Annotated in this window: 21 protein-coding genes; 10 read left to right on the top strand and 11 right to left on the bottom strand. The window is 39.9% G+C overall.

Going from position 1 to position 24,481, the window contains the following annotated elements; translation table 11 throughout:
- Positions 1 to 22 precede the first annotated feature (22 nt).
- Genes GQR38_RS06865 through GQR38_RS06855 form a run of 3 tightly spaced genes read right to left on the bottom strand, consistent with a single transcriptional unit; the run spans position 23 to position 3,514 of the window.
- Positions 23 to 1,222: an AGE family epimerase/isomerase gene (locus GQR38_RS06865; RefSeq protein WP_165722150.1), complete on the bottom strand. Its 1,200-nt coding sequence runs from the start codon at positions 1,220 to 1,222 to the stop codon at positions 23 to 25.
- Complete coding sequence (locus GQR38_RS06860) at positions 1,219 to 2,196, bottom strand: carbohydrate kinase (protein WP_165722149.1); 978 nt, start codon at positions 2,194 to 2,196, stop codon at positions 1,219 to 1,221. The genes GQR38_RS06865 and GQR38_RS06860 overlap by 4 nt, the downstream gene beginning before the upstream one ends.
- Positions 2,197 to 2,212: 16 nt before the next feature.
- On the bottom strand, positions 2,213 to 3,514 hold the full coding sequence (locus tag GQR38_RS06855; protein WP_010553328.1) for a trehalase family glycosidase: 1,302 nt from the start codon (positions 3,512 to 3,514) through the stop codon (positions 2,213 to 2,215).
- A gap of 196 nt (positions 3,515 to 3,710) precedes the next feature.
- Here GQR38_RS06855 and GQR38_RS20680 point away from each other — a divergent pair, with 196 nt between their 5' ends.
- The 4 genes from GQR38_RS20680 (at position 3,711) to GQR38_RS06835 (ending at position 10,413) form a co-directional block, all read left to right on the top strand.
- On the top strand, positions 3,711 to 6,152 hold the full coding sequence (locus GQR38_RS20680) for a TonB-dependent receptor (protein ID WP_010553327.1): 2,442 nt from the start codon (positions 3,711 to 3,713) through the stop codon (positions 6,150 to 6,152).
- Positions 6,153 to 6,348: 196 nt separating this feature from the next.
- Positions 6,349 to 7,929: a sodium:solute symporter gene (locus GQR38_RS06845; protein WP_010553326.1), complete on the top strand. Its 1,581-nt coding sequence runs from the start codon at positions 6,349 to 6,351 to the stop codon at positions 7,927 to 7,929.
- Positions 7,930 to 7,939: 10 nt separating this feature from the next.
- The gene (locus tag GQR38_RS06840; protein ID WP_165722148.1) at positions 7,940 to 9,181 is read left to right on the top strand and encodes a DUF4147 domain-containing protein; all 1,242 of its coding nucleotides are present in this window, start codon (positions 7,940 to 7,942) and stop codon (positions 9,179 to 9,181) included.
- Between the two features lie 74 nt (positions 9,182 to 9,255).
- Positions 9,256 to 10,413 (top strand): ROK family transcriptional regulator, encoded by a 1,158-nt coding sequence (locus GQR38_RS06835; protein WP_007586058.1) that lies wholly within the window; start codon positions 9,256 to 9,258, stop codon positions 10,411 to 10,413.
- A gap of 238 nt (positions 10,414 to 10,651) precedes the next feature.
- Here GQR38_RS06835 and GQR38_RS06830 read toward each other — a convergent pair whose 3' ends face one another.
- From GQR38_RS06830 to coaBC, 3 genes are all read right to left on the bottom strand, one after another.
- The gene (locus GQR38_RS06830; protein WP_165722147.1) at positions 10,652 to 13,420 is read right to left on the bottom strand and encodes a prolyl oligopeptidase family serine peptidase; all 2,769 of its coding nucleotides are present in this window, start codon (positions 13,418 to 13,420) and stop codon (positions 10,652 to 10,654) included.
- 140 nt (positions 13,421 to 13,560) lie between these two features.
- Entirely contained in the window at positions 13,561 to 14,148 is a 588-nt protein-coding gene (gene slmA / locus GQR38_RS06825; protein ID WP_007581932.1) for a nucleoid occlusion factor SlmA, read from the bottom strand.
- A gap of 111 nt (positions 14,149 to 14,259) precedes the next feature.
- A complete protein-coding gene (coaBC, locus tag GQR38_RS06820; RefSeq protein WP_165722146.1) occupies positions 14,260 to 15,453 on the bottom strand; it encodes a bifunctional phosphopantothenoylcysteine decarboxylase/phosphopantothenate--cysteine ligase CoaBC in 1,194 nt (397 codons plus the stop codon).
- A 144-nt stretch (positions 15,454 to 15,597) separates the two neighbouring features.
- On the opposite strand from coaBC, the gene radC reads away from it, so the two are divergent.
- From radC to rpmG, 3 genes are all read left to right on the top strand, one after another.
- Entirely contained in the window at positions 15,598 to 16,272 is a 675-nt protein-coding gene (gene radC / locus GQR38_RS06815) for a DNA repair protein RadC (protein ID WP_007581936.1), read from the top strand.
- A gap of 274 nt (positions 16,273 to 16,546) precedes the next feature.
- Positions 16,547 to 16,783 carry a 50S ribosomal protein L28 gene (rpmB, locus tag GQR38_RS06810; RefSeq protein WP_004335549.1) on the top strand — a complete coding sequence of 79 codons (237 nt, stop codon included), beginning with the start codon at positions 16,547 to 16,549 and terminating at the stop codon, positions 16,781 to 16,783.
- Between the two features lie 11 nt (positions 16,784 to 16,794).
- Complete coding sequence (gene rpmG, locus GQR38_RS06805) at positions 16,795 to 16,950, top strand: 50S ribosomal protein L33 (RefSeq protein WP_004335545.1); 156 nt, start codon at positions 16,795 to 16,797, stop codon at positions 16,948 to 16,950.
- A 199-nt stretch (positions 16,951 to 17,149) separates the two neighbouring features.
- Here the strand turns inward: rpmG and GQR38_RS06800 are convergent, their stop codons facing one another.
- A complete protein-coding gene (locus tag GQR38_RS06800) occupies positions 17,150 to 18,076 on the bottom strand; it encodes a manganese-dependent inorganic pyrophosphatase (RefSeq protein ID WP_007581938.1) in 927 nt (308 codons plus the stop codon).
- 118 nt (positions 18,077 to 18,194) lie between these two features.
- Between GQR38_RS06800 and GQR38_RS06795 the strand changes: the two genes are divergently transcribed.
- Both GQR38_RS06795 and mutM read left to right on the top strand, forming a co-directional pair.
- A complete protein-coding gene (locus GQR38_RS06795; protein ID WP_007581940.1) occupies positions 18,195 to 18,710 on the top strand; it encodes a hypothetical protein in 516 nt (171 codons plus the stop codon).
- Positions 18,710 to 19,519: a bifunctional DNA-formamidopyrimidine glycosylase/DNA-(apurinic or apyrimidinic site) lyase gene (gene mutM / locus GQR38_RS06790; protein WP_007581941.1), complete on the top strand. Its 810-nt coding sequence runs from the start codon at positions 18,710 to 18,712 to the stop codon at positions 19,517 to 19,519. Before GQR38_RS06795 ends, mutM begins: the two co-directional genes overlap by 1 nt.
- Before the next feature lie 93 nt (positions 19,520 to 19,612).
- On the opposite strand, the gene GQR38_RS06785 is transcribed toward mutM, so the two are convergent.
- From GQR38_RS06785 to GQR38_RS06770, 4 genes are read right to left on the bottom strand one after another with little or no spacing between them, the layout of a single operon-like run.
- Positions 19,613 to 20,113, bottom strand: a complete 501-nt coding sequence (locus GQR38_RS06785) for a DUF3299 domain-containing protein (protein WP_007581943.1) — start codon at positions 20,111 to 20,113, stop codon at positions 19,613 to 19,615.
- A gap of 14 nt (positions 20,114 to 20,127) precedes the next feature.
- Positions 20,128 to 21,393, bottom strand: coding sequence for an ABC transporter permease (locus tag GQR38_RS06780; RefSeq protein WP_165722145.1), 1,266 nt, complete (start codon positions 21,391 to 21,393; stop codon positions 20,128 to 20,130).
- Positions 21,390 to 22,088 carry an ABC transporter ATP-binding protein gene (locus GQR38_RS06775; RefSeq protein ID WP_165722144.1) on the bottom strand — a complete coding sequence of 233 codons (699 nt, stop codon included), beginning with the start codon at positions 22,086 to 22,088 and terminating at the stop codon, positions 21,390 to 21,392. The genes GQR38_RS06780 and GQR38_RS06775 overlap by 4 nt, the downstream gene beginning before the upstream one ends.
- Before the next feature lie 7 nt (positions 22,089 to 22,095).
- Positions 22,096 to 23,166, bottom strand: a complete 1,071-nt coding sequence (locus GQR38_RS06770; protein WP_206006082.1) for a CDP-glycerol glycerophosphotransferase family protein — start codon at positions 23,164 to 23,166, stop codon at positions 22,096 to 22,098.
- A gap of 178 nt (positions 23,167 to 23,344) precedes the next feature.
- Here GQR38_RS06770 and GQR38_RS06765 point away from each other — a divergent pair, with 178 nt between their 5' ends.
- Positions 23,345 to 24,448, top strand: a complete 1,104-nt coding sequence (locus GQR38_RS06765; RefSeq protein WP_010553317.1) for a phosphoribosylaminoimidazolesuccinocarboxamide synthase — start codon at positions 23,345 to 23,347, stop codon at positions 24,446 to 24,448.
- Positions 24,449 to 24,481 lie beyond the last annotated feature (33 nt).

Raw genomic sequence — 24,481 nt, 5'->3', positions numbered from 1 at the left:
TGTAAAAGTTATAACTACATAGTTACTTTAATAGTTCGAGCACATCAAAACAGGCACCCATTGTATGGTAATCAGTTTTACCTATTGGGCTTTTCATCGTGTCTATTTTTTTATTGTCAGCGGTTAAAATTCTAAACCAGGCTCCGTATTTATGATCAACTAAATGCTGCCACGAATACTGCCAAATTTTGCCATACCATTGCTGATATTTTTCATCCCCTGTTGCTTGATAAAGATACGCGGCACAACACAGAGTTTCGGCTTGCACCCAAAAGTATTTATCGTCATCGCAAATAGTTTTATCAGGGGCAAAGCCGTAGCAAATACCGCCGTGTTTTTTATCCCACGCTACATTTATTGAGTTATCAAATAAGGCTTGAGCGCGTTCAATAAGCCATTTTTGTGGCTTATGCTTATTTAAAAACATAAGCAGTTTTGACCACTCTGTTTGATGTCCAGGTTGAAAGCCCCACGGACGAAATAAATTTTTAGGATCGTCTTTGTTGTACTCTAAATCGACCTGCCAATTTATATCGTAATGCTCCCAAATTAGCCCACCCATTAAATTAGCTTGGCGATTAACCATGTTGTCGGCAAGTGTGAGCGCACGGTTTAAAAATATTTCGTCTTTTGTGGCTTCATAGGCGGCAATAAGTGCTTCGCAGGTGTGCATGTTGGCGTTTTGGCCGCGGTATGAATCACATGTAGTGAAGTCACTGTTATGCTGATCTTTATATAACCCTGCTTTTGCATCCCAAAAATGTGTTTCCATTGTTTGAAATGTATCGTTTAGGTATTCGCGCGCCTCAGTAACACCTGCGCGATATGCCCAGCTGTACGCTAAAATAACAAATGCAAAGCCATAGCAATGATTGGTGTTATCAAGCACGGTGGCTTGACCGTTTTCAACTTTTAATAACCAGTTGTAGCCGCCTGTTTGCTCTATAAGGTGATGCTTACGAATAAACTCAATCCCCGATTTAACACGATTAAGATACTTTTCGTCATTAAAGGTTTGATACGCGCGTGCATAGTTAAATACAAAACGAGTAGAGCTTACTAAGTGGCGAGTGTGTTTATCAAATACCTCACCGTTATCAGAAAAGTTTTGGTAAAAACCACCGTGTTCGTCGTCAATATTTGGCTCATAAAATGCTAGTGTGTCGCTAATGTGCTGCGTTAAAAATTCACGGCTTTTAAAGTTATCAGGTGTGCTTTTCATCGTTCGCTCCTAAAATCGTATAGAGACTTTTGGTTAGGTAGGGAGTTAAATGCCCCTTTGTAAGATGCGGCATGGGCACCACATAGCGAAGCAAATTCAAAAATAGTATTTAGCTTTGCATTATTTTCACAAAGGGTACTAAAGCTCGCTGGTGTTAATGCGTGTAAACCAAGCTGGTATAGTAAACCACCAACAAACGCATCTCCTGCAGCAGTGGCATCAACCATAATAACCTTTTTAGGGTGAAGCGTTTGCTTGGCATTTTTTGTATACCAATGCATAGGGTTGCATGCATCGGTAACTACAAATAGCTCACAGCCGTTATTAAGTGTTTGGGTAATAAACTCATCGCTCGATTGCTCACCCGCTAAGTATTCAAGCTCTTCTTTTGAGGCTTTAATAATTGAGCAGTCTTTTAATAACGGTAAAATATGCTCGCGAGGGTTGGCATCGCTTGGCCATAAATTGAGGCGCAAGTTAATATCAAAGCTCACAATTGAGTTATTTTTTTTTGCAAATTTAACACCGTAAGCGGTGGTGTTTCTGATGTTTTTGTCGGTTAATGTGTTTGAGCAAATATGAAAAATATCGCATTGCTCAAACCATTCGCGACTAAAGTCATCGTTACTAAAGTGCAAATCGGCGGTGTTATCACGGTAAAACTCAAACGTGCGATCGCCATCGTTATCGAGTGATACAAACGCGAGAGCTGTTTTTGCTTGGTTGGTAAAACGCATAAAGTCGGTTTTTACACCTTGCTCTTTTAATGCATTATGTAAAAAGTCGCCAAAGCTATCAGTGCTTAGCATTCCTGCAAAGTAGGCATTACCGCCTAGCTTTGCAATGGCAACGCTTACGTTTGCAGGCGCACCGCCTGCAAACTTGGTAAACGCTTCGTGTTCGTTGCTGTTTTGGCTTAATTTATTTGAAAGTAAATCAACCAGTACTTCACCAAAGCATATTGTGTGTTTCATGATCTTGCCTTAGTTGTTAGTCAAGTAGCCAATGTAATGCTATTGCAGCTGTCCACGAGAAATCTTTACCACCACAGCCTGCACCTGTTTCTGGGTTAAAATATTCGTAGTAGCCTGACTTAACAACTAGGTTGCGCGTATCATCTTGAATTTTTTCGGCGGTTGTTACAAAGCCTGCTTCTTTAAGGCCTATGGCTATCATCCAGTTGATGTGTAGCCAAATAGGGCCGCGCCAGTAGCGTTGTGGCTCGTATTTTTCTTCTTTAGGGTGAGTAGATGCCACACTAAATTGGCTCGACTCAATAAAATCTTCGGTGGCTGTATTAATTATTTTAGTTTGCTCATCGCTTGTTAAACCTGCATATACAGTTAATAGCGCGGCTGATGTTTTAACTTTAGCCAAGCTGTTAGTTAATACATCTCTGCAATAAAAGTACTGGCTTTGTTCACACCATAAAGTGTTTATGGCTTGCTCTGTTATTTGTAAGCGCTGTGCTAAGTAATCAGTGCGAGTATCGTTTAAGCCAAGTTGTTCACCCATTTTGAGTAAATCTTTGGTTGCACGGTGTAAAATAGCAATAATACCTAGGTCATTCATTTTGTACGGACAGGTTTCGTAAATTACTTTACTGTCAAAGTTGTTACGTTTAAAAAAGTCTACAAGGTATAAAAAGCGGTCGTACTCACTTTTATGTGGGCGCTGAGAAGAATCTACATGACTTGTATCACGGCGCGTATATTCCCAATCTACACATGGCACAGCATGAAGAGCATCATCCCACGATGGGCTGTTATCCATGCCCGATTCCCACGGGTGGTAGGTTACTACTAAGCCTGTTTTTTCAGGATCTCGGTCGTTGTACCACCATAAATGATAATCAACTACTTGTGAAAATAACGCTTTAACTTTTTGTTCTGCAAGTGCTTTATCTTTAGCGCTGGCAAGCATTTCTTTCATTACGGTGGCGACTACTGGCGGCTGTGAAATAGACGTACTTTTAATTTTTTTATCCGAACCCCATACGTCAGGACCAGGAAAATAAGTATCAGAATCTTTATGAAACAAGATGTGCGGCACCATGCCATCATCCCATTGGCCTGAAAATAACACATCAATTTCTTGCCATGCGCGGCTTTCGTCTGATTTCATCCAGCCTAGTGCTGTAATGGCTGAATCCCAGTTCCACTGAAACGGGTATAGGCCATGTGTTGGTACTGTATAGCCACCTAAGTCATTTGCTATAAGTGTTTTAGTAGCAAGGTCTGCAAGCGATGAAGCCGTTGCTGAGTCAATTTTACCGCTGTTTATAGTAGTCATATTGGGTGCTCTTTGTGTGTTATTTCCGATTTGGATAATATTAAAGCACTCATTATGGGTTGTAAATGTTTTTTTTCTGTGCTTAAATCCTGTTCGAAGTAACAAAAAACTAACATGTTTACTTGATTATTTCGGCTTTGCTTAGCCACACTCTAAGTAAATACACACAGACAACTAGCACAATTGGAGAATACCCGTGAATAAAACAACGATCGCCTCTATTGTATCTTTATGCCTTGCACAGGGCGCTTATGCAGCAGAAGAAGCTGCACCAGATACAGCAAAAAAAGCTAACAACGTTGAGCGTATTATCGTCTCTGGTACCAGTAAAGGGCGTGTTATTTCAGACACTCCACAATCAGTAACATCTATTAGCGAAGACGAGCTGGTAAAGCTGTCTTCAAGTAGCCAAGCGGATGTGCTTCGCTATATTCCGGGTATTAAAGTAGAAGGCGGTGGCGGTGAAGTCGCTACTAACCTACAAGTAAGAGGCTTACCTTCATCGGGTCAGTTTCAATTTACGCCGCTATCTTATGATGGTTCACCTACGCTGAGTGTTTTTGGTTTGAACTCATCGGCGTTTGATGTGTATTACCGTAATGATTTGGGTATTGAACGCGTAGAGTTTGTGCGTGGTGGTGTATCTAATTTATTTGGCCAAGGCTCTGTGGCCGGCATTATTAACTATATTTCTAAAACGGGCAGTGATGATCCGCAAAGTACCGTACAAATGGAGCTTTCTGACCAAGGGCGTACACGCTTAGATTTTGCAACGAGCGGCCCGCTTAACGAAGACGGCTTATATTATGCGCTTTCTGGTTTTTACCGTTACGACGAGGGCCCTTTAGATACAGGCCTTGAGACTAAAGGTACACAGTTGCGTGGTAATATTCGTAAAGAATTTGATGATGGCTCTGGCTCATTTACTGTTTACGGACAGTACATTGACGACCAAGCGCAGTTTTACTTACCTATTCCACTTGATGGCGACAGCCGCGAGCGCTTAATTGGTAACGATGGTCGTGAAGTCGAATCACTGCAAACGGCGCAAGTATCTAACTTAACGTACGATACAGCAAATGGTCGTTATGAATCGCCAATCAGCGATGGTGTAGTTACTAAAGGTGGCTCTATTTCAGTGGTGTTTGAAAAAGAGCTCGCTAACGATTTTGCCATTAATATGCGCAGTAAATACGCTAAATACCAACACGAATTTAATCTATTTTTAGACGGCGACGGTATTATTAATGTACCTGAAAGCCAAGACGACTTTTTAGCTAATAGAGGGCTAGGTGATGCAAGCGGTGCTGAGTTTTCTTATGTTAATTCAGGTGTCGCACTTGCAAGTGATGACTTACTATTTGCTAACCGTATTTTAGACCGCGATCGCCCAGCTGAAGATTTTTCTGCAGAGTTTAATATCATCAAAAGTATTTTTGTAGGTGATTTTAGCCACGATATTACAGTTGGTACATTTTTCTCGCACAGTGAAGCCGACGACGATAACGTTATTACAACTTATTTAGGTGAATTTAATAACAACCCTCGCTTAATCGACTTAACGTATACAGATGTTAATGGCGACGAGGTTCAGTACACACAAAATGGTATTAGTGGCCCAGGCATTTCTTATACTAATCAAACCATTAGCGCTACCCGCCGAGCATTGTACGTAGCGGATCAAATGGAAAGTGACGACTGGATTTTTGACTTTGGTGTTCGCTACGAAGAAATTGAAGGCAAAATTAGTCGCGAAGGCAGCCAAGTAGTTCAGATTTCTGATGATCCGACGCTTGCACCTAACTTACAAGTTAACACTACGGGCAGTGGTGTAATGACTTACGGCGAAGTCGACACGTCTGAATTTGCTGTATCAGGGGCGGCGTTATATCGCTTAACTGATAATTTAAATGTATATGCCAATGCATCTCGCGGGTTTTTCTTCCCAGAAATTAGAGGTATTCAGTTCAATGATTTAGGCGAGCCTGCCAGCTATGAAGCTGAAATTGTTGAGCAAGGCGAGCTAGGTGTTAAGTTTTTTGATAACGACTTTAGCGGCAGCATTGCGTTATTTAGAACTGACTTAAAAGACAGACGCAGCGTAGACTTTGTAAATGATGGTAATGGGGGCGTATTAGAGCTGCCAGTTATGCAATCAACTAAAGCAACGGGTGTTGAGCTTACCGGTCGTTACGATATTACCGATGAGTGGGCTGTTGATGCCAATATGACCTATACCGATCACGAATTTACTGAATTTGACTCAGACCCTTCTATTATTGGTAACGAATTACGTCGTAAACCAAAAATATTATTTAACTCATCTATTAGCTACACCGCAGATAACTGGGATGCATCGATTTACCATAACTTTACCGGTAAAAACTATGCTAACGACTCAAACTCGGTAGAACTTGATTCATTCCACTTATTTAGATTTGATGCAGGCTATAACTGGCAAGTTGCACCAGAGCAAACAGTACGCTTAAGCGTTGGGGTATTTAACCTGTTTGATTCTGACGGTGTTACTGAAGGTTCACCTCGTCTAGGTAATAGCCAAACGGCAGATAACCCATACTTTGTCGGTCGCCCAATTCTCCCACGACGCGTTACTTTAAGAGTTAAATACGACTTTTAAATAAATGCTTTATGCCTATTAACTCACTTTGGGGTTAATAGGTTTTTTGCATTGTGATGCATTTTTCAGCTAAGTTAGCTACAGGTTTATCTTTTTGACTAGGCTCGTTTATTAAAAAGATAAGGGCAGGTAGCCATTTGGTATTTTATTTTTGAAAAGGCGCAGTGTTTTCATATTGTGAATACGCGAATTAATTATGAATATATTAGATTTTTCAATAGTTGCTCTTTATCTTGGTGCCTTATTGGTAATGGGATTTATGCTACGCGAACAAACCAATAAAAATGATTACTTTTTAGGGGGTAAAAGCTTAGGGTGGAAACCTTTGGCTTTGTCGGTAATGGCCACTCAGCTTTCGGCTATTAGCTTTATTTCAGCTCCTGCATTTGTTGGTTTGCGTGAAGGTGGTGGTATGCAATGGCTCTCGTATGAGCTGGGTGTTCCGCTGGCGATGATTTTAATTTTAGCGACTATTTTACCCAAGCTTTATAAAAGCGGCATTGTCAGTATTTACGACTATCTAGAGATGCGCTTTGGGCGCTCAACCCGTGTACTTATTAGTGTGGTTTTTCAATTTAGCCGTGCGTTTGCGACCGGCATTATGATTTACGCGGTATCGCTTATTTTACAAGGCACCATGGGAATAGAAGCATGGCAAGCTATTGTACTAACTGGTGTTATAACCGTTTTATATTCACTGCAAGGCGGGATGAAAGCCGTAGTGTACGGTGATGCGATTCAAATGATCATCATTGTATTGGGTACTATTGCTTGTATTGGGTTTGGACTATATCACTTGGGTGGGGTTGATACCTTTATTGCCAATGTTGATTCGAGCCGATTAGAAGCGATTAAGTTTGACTCATTTGGTTTTAGTGGTGATGGCTTTGGCTTTTTACCGATGATTTTTGGTGGTGTGGTACTTTACGCTTCTTACTATGGGTGTGACCAAACGCAAGCGCAACGTGCGCTCAGTGCAAAAGATCCTAAAAACCTACGCTACATGATTTTAGCAAATGGTGTAGTGCGCTTTCCTATTACTATTTTATATTGCGTGTCGGGTTTAATTGTTGGCACTCTGGCAATGAGTAACCCTGAATTTTTAGCAAAAATTCCAGCAGATAACCCTGATTGGATGATGCCTATATTTATTTTAGATTACCTACCGCATGGCTTAATTGGTTTATTGGTTGTCGCTATTTTGTCGGCAGCGATGTCGTCACTTAGCTCTGCAATTAATTCACTTTCGGCGGTAAGTATTGAAGATTACAGCCGTATATCTAATAAAGAGCTAGACCAACCATCTTACTTAAAGTTAGCTAAATACTTAGGTTTAGCATGGGGCGCAATTACCTTAGTACTATCACTTTTTGCCGGTGACATAGCGCCGACCATTATTGAAGCTATTAACAAAGTCGGCTCGTTATTTTATGGCCCAATACTGGCAGTATTTTTAGTTGCTGTACTAAGTAAACGCAGTGCTGCATTGCATGCCAATATTGGCTTAATTAGTGGTGTATTAATTAACTTGTTGGTGTCGGTATTTGCGCCTGATATTTTCTGGTTTTGGTGGAATTTTATCGGTTTTGTAAGCGCTGCTGTGATTATTTATGTTACGAGTCGTTTAATTCCAAGAGAGGTAAACGAAGTAACAAAAGTACAAAATGCCGAGACAGTATCAAACTCAATTTTAACTGGCAAAGATATCGTTATGCTACTTAGCATGTTTATTGTGATGATATTAATTTGTTTAGCTATTCCTTCAATTTTTTCGTGAGCTGTGACTAATGGATTCTAAAAAGTCGTTTTTAATTGATTTATTTACCACTGCGATAAATGCCTGTAAACCGAGTGCTTGCATGAGTAAGTATTTAGAAAATATAGATGCAAGCAAAGGTTTATGTGTAGTGGGGGCGGGTAAAGCCGCCGCTGAAATGGCCGCCGAAGTTAATCGCTTTTATGGTGATAAATGTTTTGGCGCAGTGGTAACGCGTTATGGCTACGAAAGTAGCGGCGATACTGGGCGAATTAAAGTGCTTAGTGCAAACCACCCAACACCAGACGATAACAGCTTAGCTGCTGGCAAAGAGTTATTGGAGCTTGTAAGAAATAATCCGGCTGATATTCCTATTTTGTTTATTATTTCGGGGGGCGGTTCGTCGTTGATGTGCCTACCTGTTGATGATGTGCCTTTTTCACAAAAGCAAAAGCTTAATCAGTTTTTACTTAGAAGTGGTGCAAGCGTTGATGAAATAAATGTAGTGCGTAAGCAGTTGTCACTTGTTAAAGGCGGTAAGTTAGCGCAGGCCGCTAAGTCTAATTACGTTACGCTCATTATTTCAGATGTAGTAGGGGACAAACCAAGTGATATAGCATCGGGCCCTACTATTAGCGATGGCAGTACTAAAGCCGATGCACTGGCTATTTTACAAAAGTACAATTGGCCGGTAATTGCAGAGGTTGAAGCGCATTTATTAAAACCAGAGCAAGAACGAGTTGCTGATACCGTGGGTGAGTACTTTATTGTTGCAAATGCGCAGCATGCTATTGATAGCGCTATAAGTGTTGCACAGCACGAAGGCTGGGAAACCCAGGTACTAGGGTATGATATTCAAGGCGAGGCTAAAGAAGTTGCAAAGCAACATGCGGCTATCGCTCTTGAGCAAAAAGCCCAAGGCAAGCGCGTTATGTTGTTCTCAGGTGGCGAGCTTACAGTAACCGTTGCTGATGTTTATGGCGATGGCGGGCCCAATCAAGAATACTTAATGGCGTTGGCTGAGGCACTTAATGGCGAAGCGGGTATTTACGCACTTGCTTGTGATACAGATGGTGTAGATGGTAGTAAAGATGTAGCGGGTGCTTACATAAATAGCACAACGGTTATACGGGCACAAAGCGCAGGAGAGAGCCTTCAAGCGCAATTAGAAGGACATAATAGCCATCAGTTTTTTAAAGCAATTGATGATTTAATTATTACTGGGCCAACTAACACAAATGTGAACGATTTTAGAGTGATAGTGATTGAGTAGGCGCAGTTTGCCCACTTGTTCTTTATAATGGTTTCACGTAATCTTGTGCTCCAATTTTGTTAGGGTTAATACCTATGTTTTCGTTAAACAACAGTAACTTATTACGCTCTGGTTTTGAGCTTGGAAAAGGCGAAAAGCTATTTCAAGATATTGAGCGCGATATTATAAAAGTGGTGTTTTGGGAAAAGTGCGTAACTCAAAGTCATATTGTGAGCGCAACTCGTATTCCACAGCAAACTGTGTCGCGTTTACTTAAGTCGTTAACCCAGCACGGTGTAATTGTACAAAGCGATACGCTCATTCCTAATAAAAAAGGTAAGCCGGGGTTTGGCATTGCTCTTAACCCCGATTACGGATTTACCTTTGGCTTAGCTATTTTGCTTGATGCTATTTCGCTTGCTGTAATGGATTTTACGGGAAAGGTGGTTTACACCCATATGCAGCTAATGTCGGATATGAGCATTAATAATGTGCTTAAATGTGCACAAAAGCTGGTGGAAGAAATAAGCGCTGAGCGTGACATTCCAAGTGAAAAAGTACTGGGAATGGGCGTGGGTATCTCTGGTTTTTTTAGCTCAATGGATGGAAAAATGAATACCCACCATATGCTAGAAGAGTGGTCGCAGGTTGATATTATCGATATTGTGTCGCAGCATTTTCAGCTCCCAACTTGGGTTGTTAACGATGCTACAGGCGCAGCCGCAGGTGAAGGTGTTGCTGGTATTGGGCGTGAGTATAAAAACTTTGTTTATATGTTTGTGTCGGCCGCATTTGGTGGTGGTATTGTAAATAATGGCGACGTACTGCGCGGTACATACGGAAACGCAGGTGAGCTTGGCGACATGCTACCGCCTAAATTATATGCCCACCCTAATCTTGAATTACTAAAACGTATTTTGAAAAAAAATGGCGTAGCGGTTACTTCTATTTACGACCTGCATGACAACTTTGACCCCGATTGGCCTGGCGTTGAAGAGTGGCTGTTTAAAGTTCAAGACTCATTTGATTTAGTGGCAACCTGTTGCTCTGCATTATTAGATGCTGAAGCGATTATTATTGGTGGCCATATTCCAAAAGAGTTGGCTGAAAAAGTTATTGCACGAACTGAGGTTTATGCACAATTTAGACGTGGCGCTAAGCGCCCTATGCCAAAGCTGGTGGTTTCTAATATTGATAACTTTCCGGTATCAATTGGCGCAGCCACATTGCCATTTAGAGAATTGTGTTTGTAGCTTAATACCAATCCGCAATAATACTTAATCATTTTGCGGGGCTAAACGTGTCGCTACCTGCGTTAAAAAGTTCTCATTTAGAACAACTAAATATCGAATTTTTTGCCTAGCTATCAACACGTTTTTCCAGCCTCAAAATAGCTTATTTAATTAAGCGAATTGGCATAAGAAATACAAATTTTAAAAACAAAAAAGCCGATATTGTTTTATGCAATATCGGCTTTTTTGTTTGGGTTATTTACTCTTCAACGAATGCCTCGCCTTGTGTCATCCATTTTGCAGCTGGTTTGCCTTTTAAGTAATGATCAAAGTACTGCATCATACGCACTGAAAAATCGACCTGATTAGGAAACTTTTTCAAGTGGTGTGGTTCACCTTCGTATTGTAAAAATGTAGCGTCTTTTCCTGCACGGCGTAGCGCTAAATAATACTGTACGCTTTCATGCCAAGGTACTGCATCATCTTTGTCGCCAGACATTATTAAGATAGGCGTATTAACTTTGTCTGCAAAAAATACTGGTGAGTTTTCTATGTAAAGTTCTGGTGCTTCAAATAAGTTTTTGCCAATACGGCTTTGTCCTGTTTCGTATTGAAATTGACGAGCAAGGCCCGATTTTAAACGTATGCCACTGTAAGCACTTGTCATGTTTGATACTGGTGCGCCAGATACAACCGCTTTAAACATATCTGTTTGGGTTATCATAAACGCACTTTGATAACCTGCCCAAGAGTGACCTTGTAAGCCTATTTTATCTGGGTCGGCTATGCCTAAATCTATTAATTTTTGGGTGGCGTTTATCATGGTTTGCGTTGACGATTTACCCGGGTGACCTATTTCAAAACGAATATCAGGTAAAAATACCGCATAACCGTTTGAGGTAAACATAGGGAAGTTAGGGCGATGGTTTAATTCCATTTTAGGAAAATCAAACATGCGCTGACTCATGTAACGATAAAAATACACAACCACAGGTACTTTATCGCCTTTTTTATAGCCCGCTGGTTTTATTAATACACCTTGTAAATCTTCACCGTCAAAGCCTTTATAGCTTATTAGTTCTGGCTTTTCGCCCCAGGCAAAATTACTAATTTGTGGGTTTAGGGTAGTCACTTGTTTTGGTGCGCTAAAGCTAAAATCTGTTTGGTAGTAATCAGGAAATTGGCTATAAGTTTGCGAGGTGAATAAGTACTTGTCAGCCTTTTTGGCTTTTTTAACCATATCAAAGCGTTTATTACCGCTAAGCACGTTAGTTAGTGTGTTAGTGGTTAAGTCGAGCTTTGCCACTTCGTTTTGTTTAGTTTGTAAGTTAATAGCAGAGACAAGTAATGTATCGCCTTTTTTAAAGCCCACTTGGGTTTTATCAAGCTTAATAACACGGTACTGCGTATTGCTTTGCTTACCATTAGTTAGGCGTTTAGCTTGCTGCGTTTTTACGTCAAATGCCCAAATATCGTATTTACTATAAGCAAGCACTTGGCTGCTATCGGTCATCCAACCAGCAAAACCATAACCAGGTTGAGTAGATGGGTAGTCGTGTTTATCATCAGCAAAGGTTGCCTGAATCGCTTTTGTAAGCGGTGTTACTTTATTATTTTTTAAATCTTTTAACTGTATTTGGCTATCGCTAAAATAAGCCGCAAACTCACCATTAGGTGCAAGGCTCGGTTTAAACGGGTAGCTACTAATAATGGGAGTTTGTTTACCGGTGTTTATATTTACTGCAAAGTAATCAGCAAAAAAACCGCCGTACATTATTTTTTCTAAGTAGGGAATGTTAGATGAGCCAAGTAAAGATACATCTCGCTGAGGGTTTAGTGCAACCTCAGGCATATTAGTGGTACTTAGCTGTACCACTTTTTGCGAGTTAACGTGATACACCGCACTGTAATGGCGATTTTTATTAACTTCGTTCCATTGCTGCTCTTCACGTGGTTTTATTTGCGCATCGTTGTTGTGCCATACATTAAGACCTTTGTGTTCAACAATGGTGTCAAAATCGTATAGTGAGGCTTCGTCGGTATATTCTTTGGCTTTTACTTTAGCTGCTAATTTTGGATGGTTTTCAAAATATAAGCGCTCGCCATTTTCTGACCATTTAAGGGATGCTGTTTTACCTAGGGTCCATGTTTTATCAGGTGAGGCTATTGTTGAAAGTTTATCGTTTTTATATAGCTGTAAACTGTAGCTTCGACGGCGCGTGTCATCATTTACATAGTTACCTAATGTAAACACTGCAATATTGTCAGTTGGGTGCCATGCTATTTTATTTGCGATTGCGCCCGGTTCATCAATTAATACGCTGCTATTAAAGTCACTTAGCTCAATTAACGCTATTTGGTTGTTATTACCATCGCTGTAACTTTGACTCACTAATAGCTGGCTGTTGGCTGAGTTAATCGCGTAGCTAAATACGTTTTCTATTGTATGGGTGCGTTTATCAGATAAATTTACGATAACAAGCGCATAGCTCTTATCTTTTTTATCGGGCGTGATAGCGTTGTCTACTTCGTTTTTAGCGCTATCGGTTTTATCTTCTACTTTTGCGTCATCGTCTTTTTTATTTAAACGATAAGCAAGCCACATACCGTCATCAGATACCGTGTAATCTTTTACATCAGCAAAGCTTTGTTGAGCACCTGATTGTGTGTTTACGAGTACCAGATTGTTTTTAAGTGTGTCTTTTTTTTTGGTTGTTTCTTTTTCAAGTAAGGTAGGTACTTGTGTAAAAGCGACCCAGTTAGCGGCTTTATTAATATGAGGCTTAGTGCCGCGCTCTACTTCGGCGATGAGAGTATTGCTTTGTAGTGAGTAAACTTGGCCAGTTGCATTTCCACGATACGGCGTTGCACTAAAAGTGAGTACTTGACCATTGTCAGATAGTTGCGTGCTTTTAGCTGATTTAAAACTAAAAACGTCTTTAAATTGTAGCGATTCTTTGGCGTGTATGCCGGTGCTAGTTAAGCTGGCAACGAGTGCCGTGCTTAATAAGGTGAGTTTTGTTTTCATTATTGATTCTCGTATTATGACATTGTTTCATTGTAACGAGTTTGGTTCATAATTCGAGCGGATCAGTTAAATGGCAGCTACATACGACAAAACGACCCGCAGGTCGTTTTTTGGTATTTAATTTATTAATTTAGCAAACATTACAGCCAAATTTTTTGTAGCTCAAGCCATTGTTTTTCAAATTGAACACTTGGCTTTGCTTTAAAGTCGCTACGTACAAACTGATTCATTTTGCCTTCAACGTAGGCAAGTAAAAAGTTTGCAAGTGTAAGCTCATCACTTTGAAAGTTTTTACCTTCACGTAATTTACGCTCACGAAGTACTTGTTTAAACTGAGTTTCTAATTTTTCAAACAGACTTTGTACCCGCTCGCGTAAACGTTCCTGCTCACCTTGTAATGCGTCGCCAGTTAAAATGCGAGTAATGCCTGGGTTTTTTTCAGCAAAGGTTAGAAGTAATAATAGAATGTTATAAATGCGCGTTTGGCTTTCTTTTTCGTTTTCAATAATAATATTTATACGAGATAAAAGGGTATCTTCAATAAACTCAATTAAGCCCTCAAACATACGCGCTTTGCTCGGAAAATGACGGTATAGCGCAGCTTCAGACACACCCACCTCAGCAGCTAGTTTTGCTGTGGTGATGCGTTGTCCTAAATTAGTTTCTAACATTTGTGCGAGTGCTTGCAGTATTTGCTCTTTGCGATTACTTCTTTTTGTCGCAGGCATGAACATTCCTTTTTATTAGTTATTCTTAGTGGCGCAGTTAAGAACCCTAGTCATTTTTTGTTCAAATGATTGGCGTATGTTAATGTTTTATTCAGTTTGTTTCCAGCCTTTTTATAGATGTTTAGCCAGCTGTTCGATCACCTTGCGAGCTATTTCTATTTTACTTGTTGTTGGTAATTCTAGTTGTTCATTGTGCCAGTACAGTGTTAAAGCATTATGATCGGAATTAAACCCTAAGCCACTTTTTGATACGTCATTAGCGCAAATCATATCTAGATTTTTATTTTGTAGTTTACCTTTAGCATAGCTTTCTACATTTTGAGTTTCGGCGGCAAATCCAACCGTATAGGGGCGGTTTTGTGTAAGGTTTGCAATAGCTGCAATTACGTCAGGGTTTTTAGTTAAAGTAAGGGTGAGTTCGTCGCCTTGTTTTTTCATTTTTTGAGTCGCAATGTTTGCAGCTCGATAATCCGCAACAGCAGCGCAGCCAATAAATGCATCTGATTGTGGTGCATAGGTAAGTGACTCAGTTAATAGCTCCTCAGCGCTTTCTATATTGATAAGGTTTACGCCAGTAGGGGCTTTTATAGTGACTGGACCCGAAATTAAATTAACCGTAGCACCGAGTTGCAAAGCGGCCTCTGCCAGTGCATAACCCATTTTTCCTGAACTGTGATTTGATATAAAACGTACCGGATCGAGAGGCTCACGTGTTGGGCCTGCTGTTATTGTAATTGTTTTTCCTGCAAGTAATTGCGGTTGCTCTTTTGCTGTACATAGCGCAACTAGCTCATGTGGCTCTAACATGCGTCCAGCGCCTATATCGCCACAGGCTTGCTCACCTTTACCTGGGCCCCAAATAAGTACGTTACGTGCTTTTAATGTGGCTAAATTAGCTTGTGTTGCTGCGTGTGCATACATTTGCTGGTTCATGGCTGGCGCAACTGCGACTTTTGCAGGCGTTGCTAGTAGTAACGTTGTTAGTAGGTCGTCAGCAATGCCGGCTGCCATTTTAGCAATAATATTACACGTCGCTGGAGCAACTAAAATTAAGTCAGCCCATTTTGCAAATTCAATATGCCCCATTGAAGCTTCAGCAGAAGGGTCTAGTAATGAGTCAGAGACTGTTTCTCCACTAACGGCTTGCATGGTCAGTGGTGTAATAAAGTGTTTAGCTGATTCAGTCATAACTACTTTTACTTCACAACCAGAGTCTTTTAATCGCCTAACGAGTTCTGCACATTTATAAGCTGCAATACCGCCGGTAATACCTAGTACAATTTTTTTGTTTGTTAAGTTAGTCATAGATGTTCATCAGTTTTTATTAAATATTGGGTTTAAAATAACAAATCTTTACCCATACAGCGAAGTTTTTTAATTCGAAATAACAGGCTAAATTTCAAATTTGCATTACATTTATAAGACACTTTCGCCTCTCAAGGATGAATAATGCAACTTACTTCACTACCAAACTCACTTCGACCTCGTGAAAAGCTCATAGCAAAGGGGGCTAAGGCGCTGACTGACGCAGAGCTTCTTGCCATATTTTTACGAACAGGGTTACCGGGAATGAATGTAATTGAGTTGGCTCAGCATTTATTAAACGAGAACAAAACACTTCATAATTTGTTTAATGCCAGCATTGAGGAGTTTTGCTCTCAAAAGGGGTTAGGGACCGCTAAGTATGTTCAGCTACAAGCTGTGTTAGAGCTAAGCCAACGTTATATGCAGGAGCGTTGCCAACGAGACGCCGTGTTTAATTCGCCAAACTCAGTTTACGATTACCTAACAATTCAAATGCGGGGCTTACAACAAGAAGTATTTATGGTGTTATACCTAGATAGCCAAAATAGATTAGTAAAAGATGAAATACTTTTTTATGGCACAATTAATTCTGCCAGTGTTTATCCGCGTGAAGTGGTAAAGGCTGCGCTTAAAAATAATGCAGCCGCTGTTATTTTTGCGCATAATCATCCAAGTGGTATTGCAGAACCGAGCCAAGCAGACAAACTTATTACTAATAAATTGCAGCAAGCACTGCAATTGGTCGACATAAGTGTGCTCGATCACATCATTGTTGGTGGAGAAACGTGTGTTTCGTTTGCCGAGCGAGGCCTGATTTAGCTTTGTTAGATACAGAAGTGTGTTAAAAATGAGCTGTTTAACGTGTTTTGGCAAATTAGTTTAATTTAAATGCAGTTTTTACTTTCCCTAAGGGCATTCGATCTTTATAATTAGCCGCTATCAAATTTACATATATGAGCTGATTGGATAGATCAGTGTTTGATCTTTGCCTGTAAAAGCTGTATAAAGAGCGCCCTTCGATTTATCTCTAGGGCGGAAATACACGGCCTTAGATTAAATTAAGCTCGAGCGAAGTTATTGGAGATATATAGACATGTCTAAAGTATGTCAAGTTACAGGTAAGCGTCCTGCGGTTGGTAATCACCGTTCACACGCGAGAAACGCGACTAGACGTCGTTTCCTACCTAACCTACAAACACACCGTTTTTGGGTTGAAAGTGAAAAACGTTTTGTAACATTACGCACTACTACTAAAGGTATGCGTATTATCGATAAAAAAGGCATCGACACGGTTCTTACAGAAATCCGTGCTCGCGGCGTTAAAGTTTAAGGATCTGAATCATGCGCGATAAAATCCGTTTAGTTTCAACTGCCGGTACTGGTTTTTTCTACACTACTGACAAAAACAAACGTAACATGCCTGAGAAGATGGAAATCAAAAAGTTTGATCCAAAGATTCGTAAACATGTTCTTTTTAAAGAAGCTAAAATTAAGTAATTTTAGTTCTTTTAGAATTTAAAAACCCAGCTTAGGCTGGGTTTTTTGTTTTTAAAATATGATTAGTGAATTGATATAAAAAAACCTCGTTGGCATAACCAACAAGGCTTTTAAATCAAAAAACGTTATACCAATAGCATTAAATTAGTGAGCTATTTAATGCTATAAAATAATCATGTTTTTAATGAAATTGGTATCATTAGATTTTTGTGAATGCATCTTGTAGTGGTGGTACTACTTGCTTTTTACGGCTCAGTACACCATCTAACCATACTTTATCATTCTCTGGTTTTACACCGTAAGCCTGCTCAACTAAGTTTGCATCGTCAGATACAATTAGCATTTCTGAGCCTTCTTTCATTATATCGGTAAGCAGTAAAAATACAGAGTGGCGATTACCCTCAACTTTTAGCTTAGCAATATCGGCTGCAAGGTCTGCTTTAATATCGTCAAAAACAGCAAGGTCGATTACTTCTAGTTGGCCAATGCCTACTAGGTTACCGTTCATGTTGAAATCTTTAAAGTCACGCATTACTAAATCGCGTGCTGGTGTGTCTTCTACCGCAGATTTAACGCGGAACATATCCATACCCAATTCTTTAAAGTCTTCTACGCCTGCAATTTCAGCTAGCGCTTCAACACATTTAATATCGGCAGTGGTACATGTTGGTGATTTAAATATGACTGTGTCGCTTAAAATTGCACACATCATAATGCCCGCGATGTCTTTAGGGATTTCTACGCTGTAGAAGTCGTACATCATTTTAATAATGGTGTTTGAACAACCAACAGGACGAATCCAACATTCAAGCGGAGTAGATGATGTTAAGTCACCTAATTTGTGGTGATCTACCACGCCAACAACGCGAGCTTGGTCGATATCATCGGGTGCTTGTGTTTTTTCTGTGTGATCTACAATATACACATCTTCACCCGCGTAGCTTAATTTAAGCTCTGGTGCTTCGAAGCCAAATTTATCAAGGATAAATTGAGTTTCAGGTGAAATTTCACCAAGACGAGTTGGAATTGCAGGCTCATCGATTTGGTTTTTTAAATAAGCCAGTGCAATTGCACCACAAATAGAATCTGAATCTGGGATTTTATGGCCCACTACATACATAGACATTGACGGAACTCCTTTAAATTTGCCGATATTCTAACAAAGTCTGCGGCCTTTAACATATAGACAGCGCAATTAAGTTTTAGTTACACTTTAAAATCTTGAATTTACTAGGTGTATTAATATGCGACTGGGCCGTAAAGGTTGGAACAACGTTATAATATTTTCGATGTTGATTATGATCTTCTTCTTAAATGGCTGGCATAAGCAACTTTTGGGAGGGGAGGATAAACCAACATTACAAGCCGTACTCCCCCAGCAAAGTTTTGTACTGACACTGCAATTTGTTGATCAAAAAATTGAGCGAATAGGAACAAGCTGGCGTACAACCCCACTACAAAAAGACATACCGCTTGTGTGGCAAGCATCTGAGCAGCAACTTAGTGATTTAATTAACCAATGGCAAAGCGCGCAGTTAATGGGTGTTAACGAATCTGTTGTTTTTAATCCTAATGCACCTTTATATGTTGCTACATTTGAGTTGGCTGGCGAGAGTTTACCTTGGGTTTATTTGCTTTATAAAGGCGATGGGCAATATTACTTACTCGAAAAGAGTAGCCAACGAATACTCGCACTCGATTTAAAAACTGCACAGCAGTTATTTCCTAGTTTTGATTTTTCACAAAGTGAGTCTAATTAATGCCTGAATTACCAGAGGTAGAAGTGAGCCGAATGGGCATCACTCCCCACGTACAAAACCAAGTTGTTACAAAGGTAAATATTTACAATGCCAGTATGCGCTGGCCAGTGCCAGATGACGTGTATCAACTTGAAGGGCTAATTGTTACTAGTATTGAACGACGAGCTAAATACTTACTTTTACACTGTGAACTTGGGAGCACTATTTTACATTTGGGTATGTCAGGTAATTTACGTGTTGTAGATAAAAGTGAGCCGCTTAAAAAGCATGACCACGTAGAGTTTATTTTTGGTAACGGTAAAGCACTGCGCTTAAATGATCCTCGTCGCTTTGGTTGCTGCTTATGGCAAGAGCCAGGTGAAGTGCATAAGCTACTCTCTAAGCTTGGTCCTGAGCCGCTTACCGATGATTTTTTTGCTAAACGCGTGTACGAACAGTCGCGCAATAAAAAAGTACCCGTAAAGCAATTTATTATGGATAACGCAGTGGTGGTTGGTGTTGGTAATATTTACGCGAATGAATCGTTATTTAAAGCGGGTATACATCCAAAGCGAGAAGCGGGAAAAGTATCGCTCAAACGTTATCAAGCACTTATCCCTATTATAAAAGACACGCTTGCTGCGGCCATTATGCAAGGTGGTACAACGCTTAAAGACTTTGCACAAAGTGATGGTAAGCCTGGGTATTTTGCTCAAGAGTTATTAGTATATGGGCGCAAAGGCAAGCCATGTATGACGTGTGAAAACGAATTGGAAGAAATTAGATTGGGGCAGCGCAGTACTATTTTTTGCTCAAATTGCCAAAAGTAGTTATCTAGTTATCTAGTTATCTAGTTATTTGAATTTTATCGATTCTAAATTTAATGATATTTAAGGGCCAGCTTTAAAAGCGGGCCCTTTATTTTAAAGCTCGAACGGTGCTACACCGACCGCTTTCATTTTATATCCTACCTGCGCTATTTCGCCCGACCATGTTTCAGTACTTATTATTCCAGTTACAACAATTGCGTCGTATAGGCTATCTATTGGTACTCCACCTTTAATTGTTACATGGACTATTTGATTTGGCGGTGGTGGTGGTACGTGTATACAGGCGCCAAAATAAGGAACGAGTAAAAACTCGGTAATTACTTCGCTATCGCCCTCAAGTGGCACAACAAAACCAGGCAAACTCACCGATTGGCCATCAAGTGCCTTTACCACTGGAGCATCTAAATCGGGTTGCACCCAGTTTTGATCACTACCTTCGTGATTAGCTTGTGCTTGAGTGTCTATTTGCACGTGGTTTTTAGGGATTAAGTCTTCCCAAAAAATTTCTTTTGGTGGATTAGCATAACTCGCTACGCTTATAAATAATAAGCCAATAGCAGCAATGTACTGAAAAGCTGTTTTAAAAAATGTCATAAAATCCCTAAAAATTATGCTTTTATACTCATACCATCGCTGAGTGAATAAAAATAAGCGCGAGTAGCGGGTATTAAGCCAATAATAAAACCGGCTGCCATAATAACGCCGATTAAGCCCAGTTCATAGTAAGAGAGTATTGTGATATTTACGCTTATACCGGCATGACTTTGTAAGTAACCGCCGGCTGAAAAAATAGCTAAATAGTAAAGCACACTACCTGCTAGGCAACCAAGTAAAGTGGTCAGTAGTGACTCAATACTTATAAGTGTAAATAAATGCCAAGGGCGAGCGCCTACCGAACGTAATATAGCAAGTTCGCGACGACGCTGACTCAGGTTTGCGAGCAATGTCGTTAGCATGCCAAGTAGGCTAATTAAAACGACAACAGCTGAGAATAGCAAAAGTATTTTTTCTACTATGGCGAGCATTTCCCATAACTCTTTAAGTGTTACGGTTGGCATAATCCCAAGCAAGGCTTCTGGCTTATATTGATTTATATTACGCCTAATTTGTAGCGTGTATAAAGGCGATTTGAATCCCATTAAAAATGCCGTAATTTGTTTTGGATGCCCAACTAGGTTGTTATGTTCGTCATGCTCATGCTCATGCTCATGCTCATGCTCATGCTCAAGGCTCGCTTTACCGCCGTGAATTAAATCGATTGCAGCCAAAGGAATATGCAGCGTTTTATCAACAGGCGTGCCAGTAGGGTTTAAAATACCGACGACTTTAAATGGGTTATCGTCATGATGATGAAAACTGGTGTTCCCCATACCGTGCGATATAACAATAGAGTCGTTAAGTTTATAACCTAATTTATTTGCAACTTCACTACCTAGCACCACTTCGTTAATTGCAGCAAAAGGGTGGCCTTTGTTAAAGGTTAAGTTTTGTTTTTTTGCAAAGCGATAATGGCTAAAGTAATCAAGTGTTGTGCCTAGTACCGCTTGGCCTTTATGGCTGTCGCCTAGGCTTATAGGTATGCTCCATTTTACGCCTCGCTGACTTGTTATGTATTCATAACTTTTCCAGCTTACGCCGTTATTAGTATGGCCAATTCTAAATACTGACGAAAGCAGCAACTGTATGTCGCCGGTACGCGCACCAACAATTAAATCAGTGCCCGAAATAGTATTACTAAAACTACTTTTAGCATCAATTCGTACACGTTCAATACTTAAAAGTAGCATTACACTAATTGCGATAGTAAATAATGTAAGCAGTACACTTGCGCGGCGGTTTAATAAGCTTTTGTAAGCAAGTTTAGCGAGAATCATACTTGTTCCTGCAAGCTTATAAGGTCAATGGAGCGGTCAAATAAAGGCTTTAGTGTTTCATCGTGGCTCACAAATACCAGCGTACTATTAGATAACTTTGCCTGCTCAAACAGTAACTTTATAAAGCTTTCACGGTTATTTGTATCGAGTGCAGAGGTGGGCTCATCAGCAATTATTAATTCAGGGCTGCCTATAAATGCGCGAGCTGCAGCAACGCGCTGTTGCTGTCCAATACTCAATGTCGCTACATCTTTATGGTGATACTGCGCAGTAAGGCCTAAAGCATTTAATAACCGCACCGCTTCTTTTTGTAAGGCAGAGTTTTTATTTGATGATTGCTTTAATATTTTTTGTTTTCGACTTTTTGAAAACTCACACCCAAGCGTTATATTTTCAATAGGAGTTAAATAAGGAAGCAGGTTAAAGTTTTGAAAAATGTAGCCAATGTGATCCGCTCTAAAAACATCACGGGTAGTATTGCTTAATGTAGTTAGGTTTTTGTCTAAAATTGATACCTCACCGCTAGTGGCTGTATTAATGCCAGCAAGAATCGCTAATAAGGTCGATTTACCTGAGCCACTAGGACCGTGTAAAAAAATATGCTCACCTTTTTCGATAACTAGCTCTTTTATGTTGAGCGTGGGTGAGCTATCGCTTTTATGCCACTTAAAAGTTACGTTTTTTAGGTTTATCATTATCTTGTTACCAACCCCAGTAGTTTAGATCTTTGCGCATTTTTAGCTGTCTTATTATATTTAGTGGCTTGGGTTTTAGTTTATCGTTACTTTGTAAAAATTCATTAGCTGCATTCAATACGCGCTGGCTAGATTGACCATCGGTATATGGATGAAGTTCCTGACAATAGCTTTCAATATTTTGCATTAAATTACTAGGTTTAGTAAGCGCGTGTTCAATAGCTGCTTCTACTTCATCAGCGTCGGTAATATCAAGTAAATGAGGAAGTGGTTTTTGATTACAAAACGTGACTACCGGTTTACGCAGTAGTAAAAACATTAAAAGAACTGACGATGTATCGCACAGCATAACATCGGCAGCTTGCAGTAACGGCAAAACGTTATCGGTTTCAATAAATGTTAGACTTTCGTTACTCAGCGCTTTGTATTTATTAACCCATTCGGCAGGCATTTTAGGATGAAACTGCATCAAAATATGCCACTTACCTTGTTCACTAAAATGTTTTATTTGCTCATATAATTTAGGAGCAAGTGATAGCTTTCGTGAGAAAGTAGAGCATATAAGTAAAGTAGGGCGAGGGTCGTCACTTACATAAGGATTATTTGAAGTATTGCTAAAAAGTGGATCGAGTGTTGGCCAGCCAGTTTCAGTTACTTTAAAGAAACCATGCTGCTTAGCTAGCTCTTTAAATCGGGTTGTTGTATTTGGGCCTTGCGTACAATATAAATCGTAACAACCACGAATAGTAAAATGACCACGATTACCTTCAGAGCTGCGCTTTTCAGAATTAAAACCATGAAATACAGCTACTTTTTTACCCGGAATAAAGCTAGGTACTATATTACCCGGTATAAATGTAATGTTTGGAGCCCAGCTTTTTACATCTTTTATGGTATGTAAACGTGGCTCGTCTGTGGTTAAAAAATCGGGGTTTACTTCGCTACCCGCTAAAAACCAGCGTACTTCACCACCATGTGCCAATATTTGCGCCTGCAAAGGTCTCAAGATAGCGTATGAATAATTCTGAGAAATATACATTAAGTATTTTTTATTTTTAGTGGCAGTTAAGTAGTTCAAGCTATCTCCTCAGGCTGGTTAGCACATTAAGTTTACCCCATTGCGACTCGCTTATAAATATATGCCTTTATTTGTTTTAAGCATCCGATTGAGCTTTGAGGTTGGCTAGATTATTATACAGCCCATATAACCCCATACCATACTTTGCTCAAAGAGCATCCCTAACCCCGGAGATAGCATGACTAGCTATAAAGTTTTAGACGTAAACGATGATTTACCCATTCGTACCAAAGGTGAAGTACACAGCGGTAAAGTTCGTTCAGTTTATTGGTTAACTGATGAAGACAGCGCACGATTAATTAAAGACAAAGGCTACCAAGTACCGACAGGTACTGAGCTTGCGATTATGGTTATTTCAGACCGAATTTCTGCATTTGATTGCATTTGGCAAGGCGAAAATGGTTTAAATGGCGTACCAGGTAAAGGTATAGCGTTAAACTCAGTGGCAGCCCATTGGTTTAAGTTATTTGATAAAGCGGGTCTTGCGGGTAATCATATTGTTGATATTCCGCATCCGTATGTGTGGATTGTACGCAAAGCCAGTACCGTAAAAGTAGAGGCAATTGCTCGCCAATATATTACGGGCAGCATGTGGCGTGACTACGCTAAAGGCATACGTAACTTTTGTGGTATTGACTTACCAGAAGGCTTAAAAGCGAACCAAAAGCTTGATAACGTTTTAATTACGCCATCAACAAAAGGTATTATTGAAGGCGTTGCTGATATTCCGCCAGTTGATGATGTAAATATTACTCGCGCTAACATTACTAATAACTTAGATGTATTTAACTTTAAATCGGCAGATGACGTAACCAAATACGAAAAACTGTTAGTTGAAGGTTTTAAATTAATTAGTGATGAGCTAGCGAAGCTTAACCAAATTTTTGTAGATACAAAATTTGAGTTTGGTTATGTAGAGGATTTAAATGGCGCGCAACAGCTTATATATATAGATGAAGTAGGCACGCCTGATTCGTCACGTATTTGGGATGAAGCAGCATACAAAAATGGTAAAATTGTTGAAAATTCTAAAGAAGGTTTTCGCCAATTACTTATTAATAATGTGCCAGAGAGCGACGTATTATTAAATAAAGATCGCATGAGTGAGCGTGAGCAATTAGCAAAAGATTATATTTTACCAGAATCAGTAATGCTTGAAGTGTCAAATACCTATGTTGGCATAGCGAGCAAAATTGTAGGTAAAGATATTGTGATCCCAGAGAATCCTCGCCAAGAAGTCATTACTATTTTAGATAATGATTACGGATTAATTGTTAAATAGCAGCACTTAAGTGCTAACAAAGCCAGTAACTAA

The organism is Pseudoalteromonas sp. c7(2019) (genome assembly GCF_011378625.1).
In the GTDB taxonomy this organism is placed as follows: Bacteria; Pseudomonadota; Gammaproteobacteria; order Enterobacterales; family Alteromonadaceae; genus Pseudoalteromonas; species Pseudoalteromonas arctica.
This window is presented reverse-complemented; position numbering and strand designations above follow the sequence as displayed.